This is a genomic window from Ruegeria sp. CDSA089 (assembly GCF_059612205.1).
In genome coordinates this window covers 181,876-199,908 of record NZ_JBXWQD010000006.1, presented here as the reverse complement: position 1 = coordinate 199,908, position 18,033 = coordinate 181,876, and the positions used below count along the sequence as shown (strand labels likewise).

The window sequence follows — 18,033 nt, the reverse complement described above, 5'->3', positions numbered from 1 at the left end:
TCTCAACATTTGGGAACCGGGATTTTTTTGAATGCTGGATTTTGGCGCAGCAACAGTTGCCGAGGATGCCGCGGCCCCCTCATCCGTCCCGCCTGATACACCATCGGGGATCTATTCCGGGTTGGGCAAACGCGCTTTTGATATCTGCCTTGCGCTGCTACTGCTGCCAGTTGTAACGCCGGTCGTTCTGGTCCTTTGGGCCTTGATGCGCTGCGAGGGCGGTCCAGGTTTCTTTGGGCAAAAACGCGTTGGCAAGAACGGAACGTTGTTCAAATGCTGGAAGATCCGAACCATGTGCGTCGATGCCGAGGCACAACTACGTGCTTATCTTCAGGCCAACCCGCAGGCTGCGATTGAATGGGAAAGAGACCGCAAACTCACCCATGATCCACGCATCAACCGGCTGGGTCATCTTCTACGCCGGACCAGTCTGGATGAGTTGCCGCAAATCTGGAACGTCCTGAAAGGCGAGATGAGCTTTGTCGGCCCACGCCCAGTCGTCACCGTCGAGTTGGTGAAATACGGCGCCGCCGCTTCGGCCTATGTGGCGCAGAAACCGGGCATTACAGGGCTGTGGCAAGTTTCGGGGCGCAATGATGTCAGCTATGACGCACGGATCGCGATGGACGTGGCCTATCTGGCTCAGCGCAGTTTTCGAAAAGATATCAGCATCCTTTTCCGAACAGTCTCAGCCGTGGTCATGCGAACGGGACGATAAACGCACTGTCAGGGTTTATTCTACCCTTACGTGTCTATATGGTTCCTAAAACGCGCATAGAATGCATTTCGAGCAGACGACCAAACTCTGATGAAGCAATTCACTGTTCCAAACCCGCCCCTGACCGCTCCGCGGCCCACGGGCGCTGACCCATTTGATGGCGAGGTCGTTGACCTGAGCGCCCTTTTCGCAACCCTTTGGTGCGGGAAATGGGTGATCGCCGCCGCCACAGCGCTGACTGTGATGGCAACGCTCGCCTACCTGATCTTCGCGGCGGTGCCGATGTACCGGTCCAGCGCCGTTGTGATGCTTGAGACGCAACAGCAGAGCATTGTCGACCTCCAGTCTGTTGTCGGCGGTTTGTCCGGCGAGTCGACCGAGGTGAATTCCGAGCTTGAGGTTCTCAGATCCCGTGGACTGATTGGCAAGGTCGTCGACAGGCTGGACCTGACCTCCGATCCGGAATTCAACGCTGCCCTGCTGCCTGAAACGCTGAGGGACAAGATCAAGGCAGGTTTAGGCCTGTCACCGCAGCCCGCGCCTTTGCCTTATGAAATCAGCGCCCAAATCAACCGCGATAGCGTGATCACCGCGCTGTTGCAGAAAACTTCGATCCGAAACCTGCCTCAAAGCCTTGTGTTCCGCGTGACGGTCGAGACTGAATCGGCCCGCAAATCAGCCCTGATCGCGGATACGATCGTTGACCTTTATGTGCGCGACCAGATCGAAGTAAAATTCGCAGCGACCGAGCAGGCCACCGCCTGGCTGACCGACCGAGTGGCTGAGTTGCAGCAGGAATTGGAAGCGTCAGAGGCCAAGTTGAGTGCCTTTGACACGTCAACTGCTTTGGTATCTGCCGAGGCGTTGCAGCTTCAGGAAGTCCAGCTCAAGGATTTGCGTGACCGGGCCGAAACCGCTGCGGCTGCGCAAATCGCGGCGCAGGCAAGGTTTGATCGCCTGACCGCCGCGACCACCCGCGCGGAACAGGCGCAGGAGGCGGGTGATCCGCAACTGGACCGGTTGTTTGCGCAATTGGCGGGTGGCCAAACGACTGAGTTCGACACAGCCTTCGAACGTCTTGTGGCCCGCACCGCGCTTGAGGCCCGGCGCGCCGCGCAACAGGCGCAGGCTTTGACCCAATCTGCGCAAGACCTGTCCGAACAGATCACTCAGCAGAATGCGGACCTCATCGCATTACAGCAACTCACCCGAGAGGCCGAGGCTGTTCGTCTGCTGTACGAGTATTTCCTGACCCGTCTTAAGGAGACCTCGGCGCAGGAGGGGATACAGAAGGCTGACAGTCGCCAAATCTCGCGCGCCGTTATTCCGACGGACCCGTCGCGCCCGAGAAAACCGCTGATGCTGGTTTTGGCCGCAATCCTTGGTCTGATCCTGGGTACCGCCATTGTCTTTGTGCTGGAGGCGCGGAGAAAAGGGTATCGTTCAGCGCACGAGGTTGAGCGCAAGACCGGCTACAGCGTTCTGGGTCAAATCCCGACCTTTCCAGCCCGTGACCGGCGCAAGGTACTGGGCTATCTCGCCGCCAAGCCTGCCTCGGCAACGGCTGAGGCGGTGCGCAATCTGCGAACCTCTCTGATGTTGTCCAACGTGGATCGCCCGCCGCAGGTTATTGTCATGACGTCATCGCTGCCTGGCGAAGGCAAAACCACCAACACCATGGCATTGGCGCAGAACTTTGTCGGGATTGGTAAAAAAGTCCTGTTGGTCGAGGGAGATATCCGCCGCCTGACCATGACCGACCAATTGCGCGATGTGCCGAATACCGGGATCGTTTCGGTCCTGGCCGGAGATGTTGCGGCCACGGATGCAATCTTTCAAGACCCGCTGATCGGGTGCGATATCCTGGCAGGTCAGAAAACAGCGACCAATGCGGCGGATCTGTTCGCCTCGGATCGCTTCCGACAGTTTCTGGAAGATATGCGCAAGCTCTATGATGTCATCCTGATCGACACGCCGCCCACGCTGCTGGTGTCAGATGCCCGTCTGATCGCGCGCAACGCCGATGCCGTTTTGCTGACCATCAAGTGGAATGCCACAGCCGAACAGGATGTGACCGAGGCCATTCGGCTGTTCCACATGGACAATCAACGCCTGACGGGGATCGTTTTGGGGCAGATCAATATGCGCAGCGCCAAGCAATATGGCTATGCCTATGGCCGCTACGGCGCATCCTACTATAGCAACTAGGCGCGCCATTTTTGGCGGGGTCAAGGATCAGTTGGTGCTGACCGTGCTGGTCGTTGTGGTCGACGACCCACCCCCGGCAGCCGCCAAACCCACAGCGGCAGCAGCAGCACCCAGCGCAGGGGCGACCAGAGGGACAAAGCCCGTTACACCCGCCTCTTCAGCGGCTTCGGCGGCTGTGACTGTATCCTCGACGTCTTCCGTGGCGTCGGTGTTTTCTGCCTGTTGAGCAACTACACCTGTGGTTGATAGAAAAAGAACCAATGCTGAAGTTCTGAACATCCGAAAGCTCCTGAAGCGAAACCTGTGCCGCCGATACCACACCTGAGAAATTACACTGTCTGTATAGCGTCAATGGTGAACAATGTATTAAAAAAATCAACTTGTATTTCAATAAATTGAATGACTTTCAGTGGCAAATGAAATACGCCCCAGAATTTTCGACCTAATTACCGAGCTTTCATCCCAAAGGAAATTCAGCTACCGGGAATTCAAAACTGTATTTCTCCTATAGGGTGAGTATTACTTGGTGCTGGCTACAATCCACATTCCTGTGTCGGGATCGCTCGGAAAGTTTGAAGTGACAAGGTGACGTGACGAACCAAACGGGAATACGAGGCTGGACAATCGCGATGGCTGTGATCGGCGCAACTCTGGCAGTCATGGTACAGGCGCAGACCGTGTCCACATACGGAACGCCGGGCCTGATCGAGTTGCCCACAGCCGAGATGTTCGATGATGGTGCGCTGGTCTTTTCCGCATCCGCTTTTCGGGACACTGCGCGTGCAACCATGACATTTCAGATGCTACCCTGGGTTCATGGCAGCTTCCGCTACGCTGTCCTGAAAGGCTTTGATGGAGAGCGCGGTGATCGCTATGACCGCAGCTTCGACATCCATTTCCGCCTGCGCGAAGAAAGCCGCCAAGCGCCCGCCATCGTGCTGGGATTGCGGGATTTCGGCGGGACCGGGCTTTATGCCACGGAATATATCGTTGCGACCAAAACGATCCGCGACCGGTTCAAGCTGACCGGAGGCATCGGCTGGGGGCGTCTGGCCGGACGTGGCAGCTTTGCCAACCCGCTGGGTCTGATCAGCAGCCGCTTTGACGAGCGCAGCGATCCGCGCGCAGGTGATATTTCGGAGACCGGACGTCTGGACTTCGGCAACTGGTTTCAGGGCGACGCCGCCCTGTTCGCCGGGGGCAGTTGGCAATATAGCGACCGGCTAACCTTTTTGGCAGAATACTCCCCCGATCTTTATGATGAGGAGTGCGACCGGATCGGGTTCGACATCCGCACCCCGTTCAACATCGGCGCACGGTATCGGTTTCGGAACGGATCGCAACTGACCACTTCGGTGCTGTACGGAACCACGCTGGGGCTGACCTATAGCTATTTCATCGACCCGAGGCAGACGCCCGCGCCGGGGGGACAAGGGGCCTCGCCCCCGCCATTGCGCGCACCCGGTGACAGCCAAGAGGACATCCGCGCCGCGCTGGACCGCGAGGGGCTGCGGCTGGTCTACCTGTCGCAGGACCGCGATGTCGTCACGGTCGGGGTCGAGAACGGAACCTATGGACAGGCGGCGCAGGCCTTGGGCCGCACCGCTCGGGTTCTGGCCAATACCGAGCCGCCGCAGACGCAGACCTTCAACATTGCGCTGATGTCCAACGGCGTGCCACTGGGTGCAGTGCAGGTGGACCGCAACGATCTGTACGAATTGGAGCATGACCCGGACAACGCATGGCGCAGCCTCGCGCGGGCCGAGATTTCGGACACTATCCCCATCCTGCAAGGCGGCGTACTGCGCGACGCCTATCCGCATTTTTACTATCGGTTCGGGCCTTACCTGAACTTTTCCTTCTTCGATCCCGACGACCCATTGCGATATGAAATCGGTGCCGCTTTGGGGTTGGACTATACGCTGAGGCCGGGCCTGACCCTGTCCACCGGGCTGCGCCAACCTGTTCTGAGCACGCTTGATGACAGCACGCGCGTCTCGGATTCCACCCTGCAACGTGTTCGGTCGGACTGGGCGATCTATGCCCGTGAATCCAACCTGCGGGTTGAGCATATGACCGCCGAATACCTGTGGCGACCGCGCACCGATTTCTACGCCCGCACAACGCTGGGTTATCTGGAGACCATGTTTGGCGGGGCGTCGGCCGAGCTTCTGTGGTACCCGACCAACAGCCGCCTCGCTCTGGGGGTCGAAGCGAATTACGTGGCGCAGCGCGATTTTGACGTGCTGTTCGGCTTTCAGGATTATTCCGTCGCCACAGGTCATGTCTCGGCCTATTTCGACTTGCCGGGGGACTATCATGCCCAGATCGACGCGGGCCGGTATCTGGCGGGGGACTATGGCGCGACGTTCTCGTTGGATCGGGAATTTACCAACGGGTTCACGGTTGGCGCGTTCTTTACCCTGACCACCGTAGGGTTCGAGGAGTTCGGCGAAGGCTCATTCGACAAGGGCGTTCGGCTTGAGATCCCGATCTCATGGCTGACGGGTCGCCCGTCGCGCAACAAGATCAGACAAACCATCCGCCCCGTCCTGCGCGACGGTGGCGCGCGGCTGAACGTGCGCAACCGGCTGTATGGCGTCACCCGCGAGGCGCGGGCGCAGGAATTGTCCCGCGGCTGGGGGAGGTTCTGGCGATGAGAGTTTTCGCGCTCCTCTGTCTTGCCCTCTCGCTGGCCGCCTGTGGCGAGGCGCGGGATGAGTTCGACCTGTTGCGCGGCGCGCTGCGTCCCGATGCGCCCCGCTTTCACCCCCGCGCCGATGCATTGGCCGCACAACGCCCGATCCCATCCCGATTGGAGGTCGCCTTTCCGTCGCGCGACCTGAGCGGCGTGATGCTGTTGGAGACAACGCGAAACGATATGCAAACCTGGCTGACGGCGGATGGGGCGACCATCACGCTGGAACAGGGTTTGCTGACCTCGACCAAAGGGTTCGGCTCTGGCATGGCTGGGTCGGACATTCGGCAAAGCGCCGGGTTGATCCTGAGTGGGCAGGAGGGGCGCGCCGAGCGGTTTCACAGCTTTCTCAATGGCAATGATGAGACCGAGCTGCACGCCTATGACTGCCGGATCATAGCGCTGGGGCCGGATACCATCGTGCAGCAGGGAAATCCGTTGGCCACGCTCAAGTGGCAAGAACAGTGCTTTGGCACCGCGCAGAGTTTCACCAATACATATTGGCTGCGAAATGGCAGCCAAACCATCGTCCAGTCCTCTCAATGGACCGGCGATTTCCTCGGCAACCTGTTCATGAAGGCGGTGCCGGATGCGAGCTAGAATCATACAGGACAGGAGGCTATCCATGCGCCGAATTCCACTTTTCGTCCTTGCGCTGGCCGTGGGCGGCCTGATCTCAGGCTGTTCGACGATCTACCGCAGCCCATCGGTTACGGCGGGTGTGTCAGACAGCGGCAAGGTGCGGGTGGTGCCGGTGACACCGGAAACCGTGATGGTCGCCAATCGCGCACCTTATGCGCCCAAAACCCTGCCATCGGTGTTTCGAACTTCGGCGGGGTCCGGCGCGGGCACCAGCCAGCGGGGACTGGGTCCGCTGCCCGATGCCCCCTCAACTCAGGATGGGTCGCGCAGCGGGTTGCGGCTGGACCCGCCGCCCGATGTCACGCCGGGGCCCTATACGATCGGCACCGGGGATGTGCTGGTGCTGTCGACCCCCTCGACCCAGGGGACAGCCGAAGAACTATCTGGCCTGCTGGCCGCCCAAAACAGCCGCAACGGCTATACGGTGCAGGATGACGGAGCGATCAACATCCCCGATGTCGGCCGCGTGCGCCTAGAAGGTCTGACCGTGGACGAGGCCGAAGCCGTGCTGTTCCAGCGCCTTGTCGAAAACCAGATCGACCCCACGTTCAGCCTGGAAATTGCCGAGTTCAACGCCCGCCGCGTCTCGGTCGGGGGGGCGGTCGGACAGCCCGGCGTGCAGCCCATCACCCTGACGCAACTAACGCTGGGCGAGGCGCTCTCTGCCGCCGGGTCGGTCAAGGTCAGCGATATCGACAACAGCTCGGTCCGCGTCTACCGCAACGGGCAGATGTACCAGATCCCGCTTGAGGACCTCTATGCGCGCCCGGATTTGCAGAACCTGACCCTGATCGCTGATGACTCGGTCTTTGTGGATACAGATTACGATCTGGACCGGGCCGAGCGGTATTTTGCGCAGCAAATCCAGCTGCGCGAAACGGTGCTGGAAGGGCGCCAAACCGCGCTGCAGGAACTGTCGACCGCCGTCACCCTGCGCCGGGACGATTTGAACGAACGGCGCGACACGTTCCTGCAAACCATCGAGCTGGACGCGGTGGACCGGGACTATGTCTATCTCAGCGGTGAGGTCCGCAATCAGGGCCGCTATGCCCTGCCCTTCGGGCGCACGGCCACGCTGGCGGACGCGCTGTTTGACACGGGCGGCGGGATCGCCAAGAAAACCGGGGACGCGTCTGAGGTTTATGTGCTGCGCGCGTCCGAAGATATCCGCGAATTCGGCGCGGTGACGGCCTGGCATCTGGACATCCGCAACGCCGCGCATTTAACGCTGGCCGCTCGATTTGAACTACGCCGCAACGATATCATCTTCATCGCCGAAAACCCGGTTACGCGTTGGGGCCGCACGATCGACCAGATCACTCCGTCTCTGATCACCGCGCCGATTGTGGCGGTGGGAAGCTAGGGGCTCACATTAATCTGCCGATGCCAAACAAGTCCAACTCCATAAGACAGCGTCTAATGAAAGGCGGGCTTGCCGCCCTTGTCATCAAGGTTGGGGCCGCAGGCCTGCAATTTGCCTTGTTTCTAGTCTTGGCACAGGCGTTGAATGCCTCGACTTATGGCACCTTCGGTTTTGGATTTTCGCTGGCGGTATTGCTGGCGGTGGCGGGCAGTTTCGGACAACGGATGCTGAGCCTGCGCTATGTCTCGATCTACGCAGCGCAAGGTCAGAACAGGCTTGCAACGGGTCGGATTCGCGATGGGTTCTGGATCATCACGCTAGGTACCGTGGCTTTGGCGGTCCTGTCGGCCCCAGCCTTTATTTGGATGCGACCCGAGCTTGGATGGCCTTTCATTGCGGCCACGGGGGTACTCGCACTGGCCATGGCCTGGGCGGAATATTTTGCCTTTGTCCTGCGTGCCTATGACCGGATGAGCTTGGCCCTAGCGCCGCGGGATGTGATCTGGCGCGGGATTGTGATCTTTTCGGCGATCCCCGTTATCCTGTTCTGGCCGGGGCAGAACAGTGCTGCGCAGATCACCTGGTTGCTGACCGCGCTGCTTGTGGCGACGGTTCTGGTTCAGGTCCATCTGCATCCGGCGACACAGCCCAAGGCTCTTTTTCTGGCTCCAGCTGCCTATGACCGGGCCACATGGCAGCCACGCATGTGGGGTCTTTGGGGTGTATCTGTCCTGCAAATCGCCGCCCCGAACCTTGTCGTGGTTTTGCTGGGATTGATGCTGAGCCCGGCGGACACCGGACCAACCTTTGCCGCGCTGCGGATAGCGTTGTTGATGAACCTTGTACTGCTGGCCGCCAATATGGTCGTCTCACCCACAATCTCGCGCCTGCATCACGACGGCAAAACCCGTGCGTTGCAACGCACATGCGCTACCGTCGCCGCCATCGCTGGGGGGTCGGCCTTGCTGATCTTCCTCGGGCTGATCCTGTTTGGTGTCTGGCTGTTGTCTTTGTTCGGAACCGGGTTCGAAACCGGCTACAATGTTCTGTTAATCGTGGCAGGTTCCTATGCGGTGAATGCGCTGACCGGACCGACCTCGGTCCTGCTTGAGCTTACGAGCCATGACCGAGCGGCCTTTCGGCTGCTGGCGCGGATGAACTTGATAGCAATGGCGGCGATGATCCCAATGATCTGGGCCTTCGGCCCGGTAGGAGCCGCGCTGTGTCTGGCTCTGTCCGTCGCTGGCTGGAACCTTGAGGCCGTAAGATACACCCGGCGCGAGATGGGCATTGACCCTTCGGTTCTGGGTCTCATGCGTCAAGGGCAGCTCTCATGAAGATCGCCATTCAGTGTTTTAACTATGCCCCCAACGAGCTGGGCGGGTCCGAGCGATCAGCACTGGACATCGCGCGCAGCTTAAAGGCACGCAGGCATGACGTGCGGGTTGTGGTCTCGGACGGGTCGCGCCCATATCCGGATCATGTCGATAACATCCCCATTGAAGTCGTTCAGGGCCTGCCGATCGGCAAAAGCCCCCTGCATGGCGCGCGCCACTTTGCCACCCGCATGGCCTGGATCTTGCGCAGCGAAATAGACCCCGTCCTGTTCCTGCGCTCTCTGCAATGGCTGCGGCGCAACTGTCCAGATGTGGTGCTGATGAATAACCCTGCCGGACATGGGTCGGCTTTCATGCTGGCTTGTCTGCTGACCCGCACCGCCTGTGTCCCGGTCATCCGCGACTACGGCTGGTTTTGCGCCTTTGGCACGATGGAGCATGGCGGCGCAGGCTGCAATTCCACCCTCAGCCCGTGTTTCTACGCCACTGGCCTGCGCCGGTTGATCCTGCGACGACAAAAACACGTCGTGGCGATTTCCAATCACGTGGCGCGGATTTACGAAACCATGCTGGGATATGCGCCAACCGTCATCTACAATGCGGTGCCGGACAGATTTCTGCAAGCACCGCGCGCACCTGCGCCGGATGCGGGCACGCCCCTGACCTTTGGTTATCTGGGCCGCCTTCACCCCAGCAAAGGCGTGGCCGAGCTGATCACCGCATGGCAAAACACTGACCTCGCGCAGAACGGGCACCGATTGCTTCTGGCCGGGGACAATCAGGGCATCGCCCTGCCGGATGACCCCGCTGCGGCCGGGATCTGTCTGACCGGTCGACAGGAGGCCATCGCATTTCTCGACAGGCTCGACGTGCTTTTTCTGCCTGCGCTTTGGGCCGAACCTTTTGGGCGCACCGTGATCGAGGCCATGGCGCGCGGCTTGTTCGTGGTCGGCAGCCCAAATGGCGGCATACCGGAACTGATCCCACCCCATCGCGGCCTGATCCCCGAACAAATCGACGCCCCGACGCTCTCAGCGATTTTCAACGACCTTGCCCAAAATCCCGACCGGGTGCGCGCGACACGCATGCAAGACCCTGAACCCAATCTTGCCCCGTTTCGCACGACGCGGATGATCGACGCCTACGAGGACCTGCTGTATCGCGCCACCGGTCTGCCGAAGGAGACCCGCGATGACTGAGCGCCCCCACCGCCTGCCCGATCTGTTCATCTGTGGCTTCACCAAATGCGCCACCAGTTCGCTGCATGACTGGTTAGTTCAGCATCCGCAAATCTCGGGCGGTGTGCGCAAAGAGCTGGAGTTCCTCTACGATCGCGACAGCCACTTTTTTCGACCCGAACACAGCGTTTTGACCCAGGGTCTTGCGGGATATGCTGCGCTGTTTCCCGATGCGCCCGACAATGCGTTGTGGCTGGATTCAACACCTGCCTATGCGCATCATGAAACCGCTCGTAAAGCCATCGCCGCGATGGCGCACCGGCCGCCGGTCATCTTCATCACACGTGACCCGGTGGATCAGATCACCTCGACCTATCACTACTTCTCGAACAACAAGAGCTATATCGACGCCTCAATTTCGATCGAGTTATTTTTCGAGATGGTTTTGGACGGGCGTGCATCCAGCCATTTTCCTCAGGATCACCTGCGCAACGCTCTGAACTGGGCCGCGTTCGGCTATTGGTTGGCCTTGTGGCGGCGGGATCTGGGGCCGGAACGCGTCATCCATCTTGAGATGCGCAATATGTTGTCCGACCCTGCAAATACTGTGGCTGTGTTGTTTGGGCGGTTGGGGCTTGAAACGAATGTGCCGCTGTTCTTTGACGGGTCGAACGAAACCTATTTTGTCCGTAACCGGTTGCTGCAATCTTTGAACACGGCGATCCGGGGCAAACTGCCCAAAGGCGCTCTGTATGAGACAGCGCGCCGAGTGTACCGAAGGCTCAACACAACCCCGCACAAGCCCGGCCAAAGCGCCCGCGAGGTTGAACTGCGCGCAGCTCTGGCCCAAGCCATCAGCGACCGGGAAACGGCACTTTTGGAACGCTTGCAACCGGAGCTCTGAGCCGCATTCTTGCCGCCCAAACAACCAGCCAAATCGGTATACACCACAGTACAACCCTTGGCAGTAGTTGAATGGGCGAGCCTTCGGGCACCACGATCAGCACCAACACAACCGACAGCATGACCGACAAGGGCTGATCCGCACCCATCTTGCGATAGCCCGAATGGATCACTGTCAGCATCACGCCAAACACGATCCCGCCTAGAATGACACCCGACAACCCGAAGTTCACCAGATACTCGCCCGGTCCCCCGACCGTCCAACCGTTGACCGCGTTCGGCTCATACCATTGCCGGAACCACTGGCCGATCAACAGTTGCGAAGGCTTGTCTGGCCACAGAGCGCGCGGGATGACCATGATCAGACCGTTGTAGAAGTCTTCTCCGACCCGCGTGTGAAGCCCCGAAGTAAAATCCTGCACCACCAGCATCAGGGAATCGAACCGCGTCATATGCATGGACACCGCGGTCGTCGTGGTCAAATCGCGGGAAAAGGCGACCTCCCAACTGCCGGACAATTGCGCAAGGCGGTAGATGTACAACACTGTCGCACCAAACAGCAGGCAAAACCCCCAGACCGAGAATTTCACGATACCCCACAGGTCGATCTGCCCCGCGCGCGAGGTCAAGACCAGCAGTGTACCGGACAGCAGTACGAACGCTTCCAGCCGAGTGCCCCACAGGGAAAAGACAAACAGATTGATACCAAAACAGAGGCTGAATAAGACCGTTTTGCCGATACGCCTGTCGCGCAAACTGATCAACAAGGCGACCGAAGAAAAGAATGCTCCCAGCCCGACAAGGGACCTAAGCCCAAAAGTGCCCGCCAGGTCTTTTGTGATCTTCGCTGCAAAAAGGATTGCTTGAAGCGACCCGAATTTCAGAAATAGCTGTGCGCCGATACCCATTGCAACGATGGTCAGAAGAATAGCCACAAGCGCCGAAACGGTATCGACGCGTGACGACATTGCGGGAAACAGACCGGCACCGAATCCGGGACGCGCAGCACTCAAGATCACAACCGTGACCAGCGCCGCAGACAGATACAAGAACGCGTAGATCAACGCGAAAGCACCCAGCTCGGCCGAGTCATTGAACAGCGCAGGATTCACCAGATTTGCCCCAAGCATGATCATTGCAGGACGGATGCAATAGATCAGAGCGAAGAACATCAGGCTCAGCACAATCGGAGCTGACCGCAACGACAGGGCCACCCAAAAGAACAGCCCCAGCGCGGCGCATATCAGCATCCAAGCCAGAAAGAACATCGCAGGAGGACCGCCTTATTGCCGAACCCAAAAGACCATATGCAAACCTATCCGCTCGCTTGGCGAGAAACAATCTTAAGTTGTTTTTTGAATGCCGAAATGCCGTAAGCCAAACACAGCTCCACGGCATTTCAGGTGGATGCAGGCCCCATCAGCTCAGCACGATGGACTTGACTCTGGGCTGCGTCAGCACGGGCCACCAGCCGTCGGTGACGGTCTGATTGGTCATCACGTCCTGACTGTCATCCTCGTATGTGACAGTGACCTCAAACGCTCCGGTCAAACCGGTCAACCCAGCTTGATCGGCTGCGCGCGTGACCTTGGCCCCGTTTGTGGCGATATTGCTTGTCAGTGTGTTGCCGGTTTCTGCCTGCGCGCCCCAGATAAAGAGGTCAATATCGCTGTTGATGGCCTCATACAGGATAAAGATCCGGTTCTGATTGTTGGGCAACAGATCCGTGTGACTGAACCGTTGCCATTGGGTCGTGACGTTAATCGTTTTTGATGTCTTGTCCGACTGCCCGAACCGCATGGTCAAAGGTACGCTGGCACGCAACCAGATACTGACCGTCGCCATGCCCGACGCCCCAGGAAAGGGGATAAGTACCCCACCTCGGTTCAGGTCCGGGCCGCCCGTGGTATTCGCGCAATTCCACGTCTGGGCCGAAGCCGTCCCGTCCGGCGCAAGCTGCCCGCCGACGAAACTGGGCTTACGCGCATATCCGTTCCAGTAGGATTGGGTAAAGTCATCTGAATAGTGCAGCAGATTGGTGGCCTGACCTTCGAACAAGGCCCCCCGGAACGCTCCGGTTCCGACCACATGATCTCGCCGCAATACGTCATCGCCCACCGTCTCGATCATGCCCGAGGCCCCGGCCTGCCGGGCCGAAGAGGCACGCGCGAAGGTCATCGCCTCGCTCAACGCGATGGGGCGCCCGAACCGCCGGTACTCCTGCCGCTCGAAATCAAGTGACAGGGCTGGGCCAGATACCCGGCGCGCAGGGTGCGACGTTACAGAAAGGTCGCGGGTCAGCTTCATGCCAGCACCATTGCATGGATTCCACTGGCCGTTGTGCCCGTGGCATGAACACGGCTGACGCCCACTGGCAGGATCGAAAAGTCCAGAACCTGCACCGTGCGGATTTCCCCGCGAACAGTCGTCAACACAATCGTCCCGCCCGATTCAACGTATAGCCCGATCGCCACATCTGGCAGGTCCGCAGTATCCGAAGGCGTCACGGGTGCAATATCTCGGGCAGGACCGGACAGGCTGGATACTCGGTTTACGAAAGGATTGGTGGTCATGGGTCAGGACTCGCTGTCTGTGTGTCAATCAGCGGCACGTTAGGAAAAACCGCTTAATGACCTACAAGTCCTGCGTGCGTTGCGTCCGCGTCAGGCGTTTGCCCGCGCGTCAGCGATTAGTGCCCATATCTTTTGCTTGAAGACCTCAACATCGAATGTATCCGCCAACGCCCTGATCGTCGCTGGATCCTTCACCAAATCCGGGTTCTTCTCGAACCGGTCGATGGCCAGGTTTAGGGCTTCGGCGGTCTGTTCATGAAACAAAACACCGCTGACACCCTCGATGACGGTGTCCAATGCCCCACCGCGCCCATATGCGATCACCGGTCGTCCGCTGGCCATCACTTCGACCGGAACTATGCCAAAGTCCTCCTCACCGGGGAAAATCAGCGCGCGACAGGTGGCGAATTGACGCTTTAGCTCGGCATTATCAACCCGGCCAAGAAAAGTGATATTGGGGCAGGATTTCTTTTCCAACACGCCGCGCATCTCACCATCACCAACAACCACCAGTTTACGGCCAGAGGCGTTGAACGCATCAATCGCCAGATCGGCCCGTTTGTAAGAAACCATCTCACCTGCAAGCAGGTAGCGGTTTTCAACATGGTTCGATATCTGAAACGCCTGCGTCTCGACCGGAGGAAAAATAACCTCTGCTTCGCGCCGATAATAGGTTTGGATTCGGTCACGAATGAAGGACGAATTGGCCACGAAACGATCCACGCGAGCAGCAGTCGTGACATCCCAAACGCGCAGCCTATGCGCTAGGAAGGGCATCGCCATCCGAGCAACACCCCCCGCCTGTTGCCGATAGCTGTGATAGTGATCCCAAATATAGCGCATCGGTGAATGACAATAGCAGACATGCAACGCATCGGGGCGCGGCACGATCCCCTTTGCCGGACCGGATTCGCTGGACAGAATCAGATCAAATTCCTGCATGTCCATCTGTTCAAGCGCCAGAGGCATAAGGGGCAGGTATTTCTGATAGTGCTTTCGCGCACCGGGCAAGCGCCCGATAAAGGTCTCTCGCACCTCGTGTTTTCTGACCTTGGCGCTGACCTTTTCGCGGTCATAGACATGAGTCACAATCACTGCGCCCGGAAATAGATCCAGCAGCGCCTCCAAGACTTTTTCACCGCCGCGCATTCCCACTAGCCAATAATGTACGATGGCAACTTTCAATCTGCCCAACACTCCGCTGTCACTGCGGGCCTGATTTGTAAGCCCGTGTTGCCACCACCCCGCAATGCCATGAGGCCCAAGTCATCTCCTGAAGGGTGCAGCCGACGTCCAGTTTGCAGAACGCCGTAAAATGGGATCCGAAGGGTGCACATGAATCGCTCGAAATACCTAGTTATCTCAGGTTTAATTCGCTCTCTTTTTGCGAAACAATATTTCGATTAATTCTGCCTTAGATTGTTTTATTCAGTGTTGCAAAAACAACCAATACTAACCAAGCGCCGTCAGAAACTCTGGCTCAGAACCGTCCAGATAGACTGCGCTGAGCACGCCGGTCGCGAACGCGCCCGTGTCGACAGCAATTCGGCCGCCCCGAACCGCAGCGCGACTCACGATTGTATGGCCATGGACAACCCACTGACCGTCTTTCCTGTCTTTGGTCTGAAAATGTTTGTTGCCCCAAAGCAGGTCGTGCTCAGATTGCTGGTCAAGCCGACATGTGGGGTCTGCCCCAGCATGCGAGATAAAGATATTCCCACTATGGAAACTGGTCTTCAAATCTGCGATCCAGCCAACAAGTTCATCACCCATAGCGCGCCGCAAACTATCCCGACACTTGGTCAGTTCGTCGGAGGTCATTTCTGGCCGAGCGGCTGGGATGCGAAACGACGCCAGTGTCTGCAAGCCCCCATTTCGTAGCCACTGACGACCGTGTTTCTTCGGATCGGCCAGGAAACGCAGTAGCATTTGCTCATGATTTCCCATCAAACACATAAATTCGGGGCAGGCTTGCATCATCCGCAAAACCTCCGAGCTGTGTTCGCCTCGGTCAATGTAATCTCCAACCAGAATGATCTGGGCGTCATGCGGTACTTGGGACAAGAGCTTTTCCAAAAGCCCGAAGCAGCCATGGACATCCCCTATGACGCAAATCGGCTTTGTCGGCGCAGGAGCTCTGCACGCTTTGCCCCCATGAATTCGATGAAGGAGTCCCGAAATCAACCAGACTAATTTCCTATGCAAGGCTACCCGTCAAAGCACACGCTATGATTGTGCTCACACAATACACTCATACCTATCTAGAGGTTTGAAGACAAGCGCGACGCTACGCCGTGCGGCAAGCAAGAACACCCAATCGAATAAGCTCTGCACCCTTGATTTTGTGTACGCCGCGAATTCGGTTTCGTCCTGTTTCCATGAACCAAGTCTTGATGGGCTCGGGGTAGAACTCCGCCATCACTTCGCTGAAATACTGAAAATCTGAGGCACTGAGCGGCTGGCCATGACGCGACGGACCATGAAATCCAAATATTGTGTCCGGTGTTACACATGTCCCTGGCAGGCCAAGAAACATCGTACAGGTCGAATAACAGATCCGCCCGCGCAGCTCGACACGTATGCCATTTCTTTGAAGGTTCTCCAATTCGACCAAACGATCATGCAAGAAACCGCCTCGATCACTGCCAACCACCAAAGGTTGTTCCGAGTATCCGGCGCCAGGCACTGCAAGCACGCATGACAGGACAGAAAGCCCCATCACATAACCTGCAAACCGTCTCTTCCATTTGCAGAGCCTCAAACTCAGAAATTGCATTAGCCGCACTCCATTCCCGTTGGTAGTTGGGAACAGTGCTAAGGAGGGACATCGTCGTCTTGACGTGTGGCCTGGGGCGTAAATGTGCCTTTTGCGGACAAGTTATCGCGATTTTGTCTAAACGCTTTGTAACCATTCAGTGCTGTCGATTTCTGATCAGGTCCAATTTGGCAGTTCGGTTCAATTGTTGGCAAAAAGACCGGCCTTTAGCCTAGTTGGGCGACAGATTCTGGTGTGGAGCCATCTTGATCGAAAGACGCATGAACTGGCTCGCCAAAAAAGCAGCTGGCCTCCAAATCATGCCTGGCAATCGCGGCCGCTAAGTCCGGTTACACTGCAGTCTCCGAAGGTTTTTCAATGCTCGCTCATCACGCGAAATCATCCAAAGCGAGAGGTATGTTCGTTCATAAGACTGGCTGGCGACCCCGGCAGGATTCGAACCTGCAACCTGCCCCTTAGGAGGGGGCTGCTCTATCCAGTTGAGCCACGGGGCCGCGCAAGCCTCTCTCTAGCTTGGTTTTTCGGGGTTGTCATGGGCTTTGATGGGCAGTTGTAAATTGCGCCCTGTTCACGCTACCATTCCTCAAAACAACGACGCAGGTGCCCTCGTGACAACAGAAACAAAACGCCCGCTTACCCTTCGTGATGTCTCAGAGGCGTCGGGGGTGTCCGAGATGACGGTCAGCCGGGTTCTGCGCAACCGGGGCGATGTGTCCGATGCCACCCGCACCCGCGTTCTGGCTGCGGCGAAAGAGCTGGGGTACGTCCCCAACAAGATCGCGGGCGCGCTGGCGTCGAGCCGGGTGAATCTGGTGGCAGTCATCATCCCGTCGCTGTCGAACATGGTCTTCCCCGAGGTGCTGACCGGGATCAACCAGGTGCTGGAAGATACCGAGTTGCAGCCTGTTGTCGGCGTCACGGATTATCTGCCTGAGAAAGAGGAAAAAGTACTGTACGAGATGCTCTCGTGGCGACCTTCGGGCGTGATCATTGCAGGGCTGGAACATACTGAAGCGGCCCGCGCGATGTTGGATTCTGCGGGGATTCCGGTTGTTGAAATCATGGATACCGACGGTAAGCCCGTAGATGCGATGGTGGGTATTTCCCATCGGCGTGCAGGGCGCGAGATGGCGCAGGCGATCCTGAAGGCGGGGTATGAACATATCGGCTTTATGGGCACCAAGATGCCGCTGGACCACCGCGCCCGCAAACGGTTCGAAGGCTTCACTGAAGTGCTGGGCAAGAACGGAATCGAGATTGAAGACCGCGAGTTCTATTCAGGTGGTTCGGCTCTGGCCAAGGGCCGCGAGATGACGCAAACGATGCTGGAACGCTCACCCGAGCTGGATTTTCTGTACTATTCCAACGACATGATCGGCGCGGGCGGGTTGCTATACCTGCTGGATCAGGGCATCGACGTGCCAGGACAGATCGGGCTGGCTGGGTTCAACAATGTCGAGCTGTTGCAGGGCCTGCCGCGCAAGCTAGCTACGATGGACGCCTGCCGGCTTGAGATCGGGCGCAAGGCTGCCGAAATCATAGCGACGCAACTGGCCGACCCGGAAGCCGAGATCGAAAACCGCGTGACCCTGACCCCCAAAATCAGCTTTGGCGACACTCTGAAGCGGCGCTAACAC

16 protein-coding genes and 1 tRNA gene are annotated in these 18,033 nt (G+C 58.3%); 9 read left to right on the top strand and 8 right to left on the bottom strand.

The window, feature by feature from the left end:
* The first annotated feature begins 31 nt into the window (after window positions 1-31).
* Both AC2FJ6_RS15465 and AC2FJ6_RS15460 read left to right on the top strand, forming a co-directional pair.
* Complete coding sequence (locus AC2FJ6_RS15465; RefSeq protein ID WP_170771160.1) at window positions 32-718, top strand: sugar transferase; 687 nt, start codon at window positions 32-34, stop codon at window positions 716-718.
* A 90-nt stretch (window positions 719-808) separates the two neighbouring features.
* The gene (locus AC2FJ6_RS15460; RefSeq protein WP_170771162.1) at window positions 809-2,926 is read left to right on the top strand and encodes a GumC family protein; all 2,118 of its coding nucleotides are present in this window, start codon (window positions 809-811) and stop codon (window positions 2,924-2,926) included.
* Between the two features lie 27 nt (window positions 2,927-2,953).
* On the opposite strand, the gene AC2FJ6_RS15455 is transcribed toward AC2FJ6_RS15460, so the two are convergent.
* Window positions 2,954-3,205, bottom strand: coding sequence for a hypothetical protein (locus tag AC2FJ6_RS15455; RefSeq protein WP_170771165.1), 252 nt, complete (start codon window positions 3,203-3,205; stop codon window positions 2,954-2,956).
* 350 nt (window positions 3,206-3,555) lie between these two features.
* Here AC2FJ6_RS15455 and AC2FJ6_RS15450 point away from each other — a divergent pair, with 350 nt between their 5' ends.
* From AC2FJ6_RS15450 to AC2FJ6_RS15425, 6 genes are read left to right on the top strand one after another with little or no spacing between them, the layout of a single operon-like run.
* Window positions 3,556-5,586 carry a YjbH domain-containing protein gene (locus AC2FJ6_RS15450; RefSeq protein WP_170771167.1) on the top strand — a complete coding sequence of 677 codons (2,031 nt, stop codon included), beginning with the start codon at window positions 3,556-3,558 and terminating at the stop codon, window positions 5,584-5,586.
* On the top strand, window positions 5,583-6,224 hold the full coding sequence (locus tag AC2FJ6_RS15445) for a YjbF family lipoprotein (protein ID WP_170771170.1): 642 nt from the start codon (window positions 5,583-5,585) through the stop codon (window positions 6,222-6,224). The genes AC2FJ6_RS15450 and AC2FJ6_RS15445 overlap by 4 nt, the downstream gene beginning before the upstream one ends.
* 25 nt (window positions 6,225-6,249) lie before the next feature.
* Window positions 6,250-7,629, top strand: a complete 1,380-nt coding sequence (locus tag AC2FJ6_RS15440; RefSeq protein WP_170771172.1) for a polysaccharide biosynthesis/export family protein — start codon at window positions 6,250-6,252, stop codon at window positions 7,627-7,629.
* Window positions 7,630-7,685: 56 nt separating this feature from the next.
* On the top strand, window positions 7,686-8,966 hold the full coding sequence (locus AC2FJ6_RS15435; RefSeq protein ID WP_170771175.1) for a lipopolysaccharide biosynthesis protein: 1,281 nt from the start codon (window positions 7,686-7,688) through the stop codon (window positions 8,964-8,966).
* Entirely contained in the window at window positions 8,963-10,165 is a 1,203-nt protein-coding gene (locus AC2FJ6_RS15430; protein WP_170771177.1) for a glycosyltransferase, read from the top strand. The genes AC2FJ6_RS15435 and AC2FJ6_RS15430 overlap by 4 nt, the downstream gene beginning before the upstream one ends.
* On the top strand, window positions 10,158-11,048 hold the full coding sequence (locus AC2FJ6_RS15425; protein ID WP_170771180.1) for a sulfotransferase: 891 nt from the start codon (window positions 10,158-10,160) through the stop codon (window positions 11,046-11,048). The genes AC2FJ6_RS15430 and AC2FJ6_RS15425 overlap by 8 nt, the downstream gene beginning before the upstream one ends.
* Here AC2FJ6_RS15425 and AC2FJ6_RS15420 read toward each other — a convergent pair.
* From AC2FJ6_RS15420 to AC2FJ6_RS15390, 7 genes are all read right to left on the bottom strand, one after another.
* On the bottom strand, window positions 10,999-12,315 hold the full coding sequence (locus AC2FJ6_RS15420; RefSeq protein WP_170771182.1) for a hypothetical protein: 1,317 nt from the start codon (window positions 12,313-12,315) through the stop codon (window positions 10,999-11,001). The genes AC2FJ6_RS15425 and AC2FJ6_RS15420 overlap by 50 nt on opposite strands.
* Window positions 12,316-12,466: 151 nt before the next feature.
* Entirely contained in the window at window positions 12,467-13,354 is an 888-nt protein-coding gene (locus AC2FJ6_RS15415) for a phage head spike fiber domain-containing protein (RefSeq protein ID WP_170771185.1), read from the bottom strand.
* Complete coding sequence (locus AC2FJ6_RS15410) at window positions 13,351-13,620, bottom strand: spike base protein, RCAP_Rcc01079 family (protein WP_170771188.1); 270 nt, start codon at window positions 13,618-13,620, stop codon at window positions 13,351-13,353. The genes AC2FJ6_RS15415 and AC2FJ6_RS15410 overlap by 4 nt, the downstream gene beginning before the upstream one ends.
* 90 nt (window positions 13,621-13,710) lie before the next feature.
* Window positions 13,711-14,805: a glycosyltransferase gene (locus AC2FJ6_RS15405; RefSeq protein ID WP_480876371.1), complete on the bottom strand. Its 1,095-nt coding sequence runs from the start codon at window positions 14,803-14,805 to the stop codon at window positions 13,711-13,713.
* A gap of 267 nt (window positions 14,806-15,072) precedes the next feature.
* Complete coding sequence (locus AC2FJ6_RS15400) at window positions 15,073-15,804, bottom strand: metallophosphoesterase (RefSeq protein ID WP_496669468.1); 732 nt, start codon at window positions 15,802-15,804, stop codon at window positions 15,073-15,075.
* 103 nt (window positions 15,805-15,907) lie between these two features.
* A complete protein-coding gene (locus tag AC2FJ6_RS15395) occupies window positions 15,908-16,396 on the bottom strand; it encodes a hypothetical protein (protein ID WP_480876375.1) in 489 nt (162 codons plus the stop codon).
* A gap of 417 nt (window positions 16,397-16,813) precedes the next feature.
* A tRNA-Arg gene (locus tag AC2FJ6_RS15390) sits at window positions 16,814-16,890 on the bottom strand.
* Window positions 16,891-17,004: 114 nt separating this feature from the next.
* On the opposite strand from AC2FJ6_RS15390, the gene AC2FJ6_RS15385 reads away from it, so the two are divergent.
* Entirely contained in the window at window positions 17,005-18,030 is a 1,026-nt protein-coding gene (locus AC2FJ6_RS15385; RefSeq protein WP_170771195.1) for a LacI family DNA-binding transcriptional regulator, read from the top strand.
* Window positions 18,031-18,033: the final 3 nt, after the last annotated feature.

What these genes read in the sequence shown, in the direction of transcription:
- AC2FJ6_RS15435 (WP_170771175.1), top strand. Translation starts at nt 7,686, where the DNA reads ATGAAAGGCGGGCTTGCCGCCCTTGTCATCAAGGTTGGGGCCGCAGGC.
- AC2FJ6_RS15430 (WP_170771177.1), top strand. Translation starts at nt 8,963, where the DNA reads ATGAAGATCGCCATTCAGTGTTTTAACTATGCCCCCAACGAGCTGGGC.
- AC2FJ6_RS15460 (WP_170771162.1), top strand. Translation starts at nt 809, where the DNA reads ATGAAGCAATTCACTGTTCCAAACCCGCCCCTGACCGCTCCGCGGCCC.
- AC2FJ6_RS15450 (WP_170771167.1), top strand. Translation starts at nt 3,556, where the DNA reads ATGGCTGTGATCGGCGCAACTCTGGCAGTCATGGTACAGGCGCAGACC.
- AC2FJ6_RS15465 (WP_170771160.1), top strand. Translation starts at nt 32, where the DNA reads ATGCTGGATTTTGGCGCAGCAACAGTTGCCGAGGATGCCGCGGCCCCC.
- AC2FJ6_RS15440 (WP_170771172.1), top strand. Translation starts at nt 6,250, where the DNA reads ATGCGCCGAATTCCACTTTTCGTCCTTGCGCTGGCCGTGGGCGGCCTG.
- AC2FJ6_RS15395 (WP_480876375.1), bottom strand. Translation starts at nt 16,396, where the DNA reads ATGCAATTTCTGAGTTTGAGGCTCTGCAAATGGAAGAGACGGTTTGCA.
- AC2FJ6_RS15455 (WP_170771165.1), bottom strand. Translation starts at nt 3,205, where the DNA reads ATGTTCAGAACTTCAGCATTGGTTCTTTTTCTATCAACCACAGGTGTA.
- AC2FJ6_RS15410 (WP_170771188.1), bottom strand. Translation starts at nt 13,620, where the DNA reads ATGACCACCAATCCTTTCGTAAACCGAGTATCCAGCCTGTCCGGTCCT.
- AC2FJ6_RS15425 (WP_170771180.1), top strand. Translation starts at nt 10,158, where the DNA reads ATGACTGAGCGCCCCCACCGCCTGCCCGATCTGTTCATCTGTGGCTTC.
- AC2FJ6_RS15415 (WP_170771185.1), bottom strand. Translation starts at nt 13,354, where the DNA reads ATGAAGCTGACCCGCGACCTTTCTGTAACGTCGCACCCTGCGCGCCGG.
- AC2FJ6_RS15445 (WP_170771170.1), top strand. Translation starts at nt 5,583, where the DNA reads ATGAGAGTTTTCGCGCTCCTCTGTCTTGCCCTCTCGCTGGCCGCCTGT.
- AC2FJ6_RS15420 (WP_170771182.1), bottom strand. Translation starts at nt 12,315, where the DNA reads ATGTTCTTTCTGGCTTGGATGCTGATATGCGCCGCGCTGGGGCTGTTC.